This window comes from Streptomyces boncukensis (genome assembly GCF_011045075.1).
Taxonomy (GTDB): Bacteria; Actinomycetota; Actinomycetes; order Streptomycetales; family Streptomycetaceae; genus Streptomyces; species Streptomyces boncukensis.
In genome coordinates, this window is the sequence record NZ_JAAKZZ010000763.1 from 1 (window position 1) to 2,571 (window position 2,571).

The window sequence follows — 2,571 nt, forward strand, 5'->3', positions numbered from 1 at the left end:
ATCGGGGGCCGGGGCGACCGCCGGGTCGGGCGGCAGCGGCGGACCGCGCCTCCGCCGCCGGGAGCCCCCCGGGCTTCCGGGCAGCAGTCGGCCCCGCGGGCCCCGGAGCCCGGGGAGGCCCCGCGGGCCCCGCAGGCCGGCACCGCGCCAGAGTCCGACGGCGCCGGCGATCAGCAGCGCCCCGAGCACGGCGGTGAGGAGCGCGAACCAGCCGGAGCCGCCGTCCGAGCCGCCGTCGGGCCGGGTGCCGAAGTGCTCCCGCGGGTACTGCTGCGCGCGTGGTTGCTGCTTGCGCACCGCGACGTGCGAGCCCATCTCGATCGCCGCGGCGGGGTCGACGGTCCCGGTGCCGAGGGCGTCGCTGCGCCCGCCCTCCGGCGGGTTGCGGGCCGTGTCCGACAGCAGCTCCTTGATCTGCCAGGGGCTCAGTCCGGGGTGCGCCGCGCGGACGAGCGCGACGGCGCCGGAGACGAAGGCGGCCGCCGCGCTGGTGCCCCAGCCCTCGTAGTAGGTGCCGTCCGGGTCGGCTATCACGATGTCCTTGCCGGGCGCCGCGACGGTCGCGTACCAGCGCCGGGTGGAGAAGGGGGCGCGTGCGCCGTGCCGGTCCACGGCCGTCGCCGCGATCACGCCCGGGTAGGCGGCGGGGTAGGAGACGTGGTCGCCGCGCTCGCCGCCGTTGCCGGCCGAGGCGACGACGACGGCTCCCTTGCGCTGGGCGTAGCGCACGGCGGCGTCCTCGCGCGCGTCGGGGCTGGCGGAGTCGCTGTCGTCGCCGAGGGAGAGGTTGATGACGTCGGCGCCGTGGTCGGCGGCCCAGCGGATGCCGTCGGCGAGGGCGCCGCCGCGCGCCTTGCGGGCCTTGGCGCGCTGCGGATCGGACTCCTCCAGGAGCACCCGCACCGGCAGGATCCGCGCCTCGGGCGCGACGCCGAGCACCCCCGCGCGCCCGCCCGGACCGTGGCCGTGCCCGGCGATGATCCCGGCCATCGCGGTGCCGTGCCGCGCCCAGTTCCCCTCGCCCCGGCGCGCGCCCATGCGCAACAGGTCGGTGCCGCCCCGCACGTTGTCCCTGAGGTCGGGGTGGCGCGCGTCCACCCCGGTGTCGAGGACGGCGACCGTGACGCCCCGGCCCTTGGTCGTCTTCCACGCCTCCTCGGCGCCTATGGCGCGGAGTCCCCACTGCCGGTCCTGCAGCCCCTCGCCCGCCGCGTGCGCCGGCCCAGCGGCGCCGGGTGCGAGGACGAGCAGCGCGCACAGCAGGACGCCGGCCAGCGGGCGGGCCAGGGCGCGGGCCGCCGGCCGGGCGGCGGCGTGGGGTGCGGCTGTCGGGCGGTGCCTCATGCCTCGTCGCCGTCCTCTCCCGGTCCGCGCGTCCCCGCGCCCGCCCCGGAGTTCTTCCCCGAGCCCGTGCCCGGGCTCTTCCCCGGCTCCTCCTCGGTCGCCTCGCGCAGGCCGCGGGTGACGCGGTCCGTGAGGCCCCGTGCGTCGTGCCCGAGCCCCGCCTGCGCGGCGGCGGAGGTCCCGCCCTTCCGGGCCGCCTCGGAGGCGGCCTGCGGGTCGCTGACGGTGCGTCCGTCGGCGAACCCGGAGACGGCGTACGCCACGACGGGCACGTCGGTCAGCACCCGCACCGTCCAGCTCGCGCGCTGCGCGTCGCCGAAGGCGGCGGCCGCGGTGCCGCGCGCGGCGTACGGGCGGGGCATCAGATCCGTGCGCACGGCCAGGTCCTCGGCGGTGAACCGGTTGCGGAGGGCGCGCATCCCGTCCCGGTCCGCCCGGGTGAAGACGAGCCCGACGGTGGTGAGGCTGCTGGTGGTCTCGTCGGTGTAGGTGGCGCGCAGCAGGCGGTTGCAGCCGACGGGCTTGAGGGCCTTGGCGAGCAGCGGGTCGAAGGCGGCCCGGCAGCCGCTGTCGGGCGCGACCGCGACCCGCGTCCACCGGCGGTCGGCGCCGCCGGGCCCCGCGCCCTTGCCGCTCAGCGTCCGGGGGAAGAGCGTGTCGACGGCCAGCCGGTGCCAGGCGCCGCGCGCCGCCGCGAACCCCCGGCTGTCGCCGTTCCCCCCGCCGTCGCCGCTGAGCCACGCCCCGGTCCCGGCGCCGCCGAGGAGCCCGACGCCCAGCACGAGGCAGACGGCGGCCAGCACCACCCGGGCCGACAGCGGTGCGCCCGGGGTGGCGGAGCCGGAGCGTGACCCGGTCCGGCTCCGGGGCACGGGTATGGACTCCCGCTGCGCGGACTCCCCGGGGTGCGCCCCGGTTCCGGCGCCGAGGTCCCGCCGTACGGGCCGTGCGGGCCGTCCGCGCCCCGCGCTGCCCGGCCCCGAGGGCCGGTCCGGGGCGCTGCCCGGCGTCCCGGACCGCTCGCGGGAGCCGCGCGCGGCGCCCCGGGCGGCCACGGCGCGTGCCGCGCCGGAGTCCTCCGCCGCGCGGGCCGGGTCCGCCGGGGCGGGCGACGGCTGCGGCGTCCGCCGGGGCGAGTCCGCGGGCTTCGGCGGGATCCCGGGGCGCGGCGGCGGGCCCGGACGCGGCGGGTGCGCGGGATGCGGCGGGTGCGCGGGCCGGGGAGGG

Annotated in this window: 2 protein-coding genes; both read right to left on the minus strand. The window is 80.4% G+C overall.

From position 1 onward, the window contains the following. Positions 1 to 1,344: type VII secretion-associated serine protease mycosin (mycP, locus tag G5C65_RS35275; protein ID WP_165303137.1), on the minus strand; the 1,344-nt coding region annotated here is incomplete at its 3' end. After that, on the minus strand, positions 1,341 to 2,571 hold a 1,231-nt coding region (locus G5C65_RS35280), incomplete at its 5' end, for a hypothetical protein (RefSeq protein ID WP_241266290.1). The genes G5C65_RS35280 and mycP, both read right to left, overlap by 4 nt.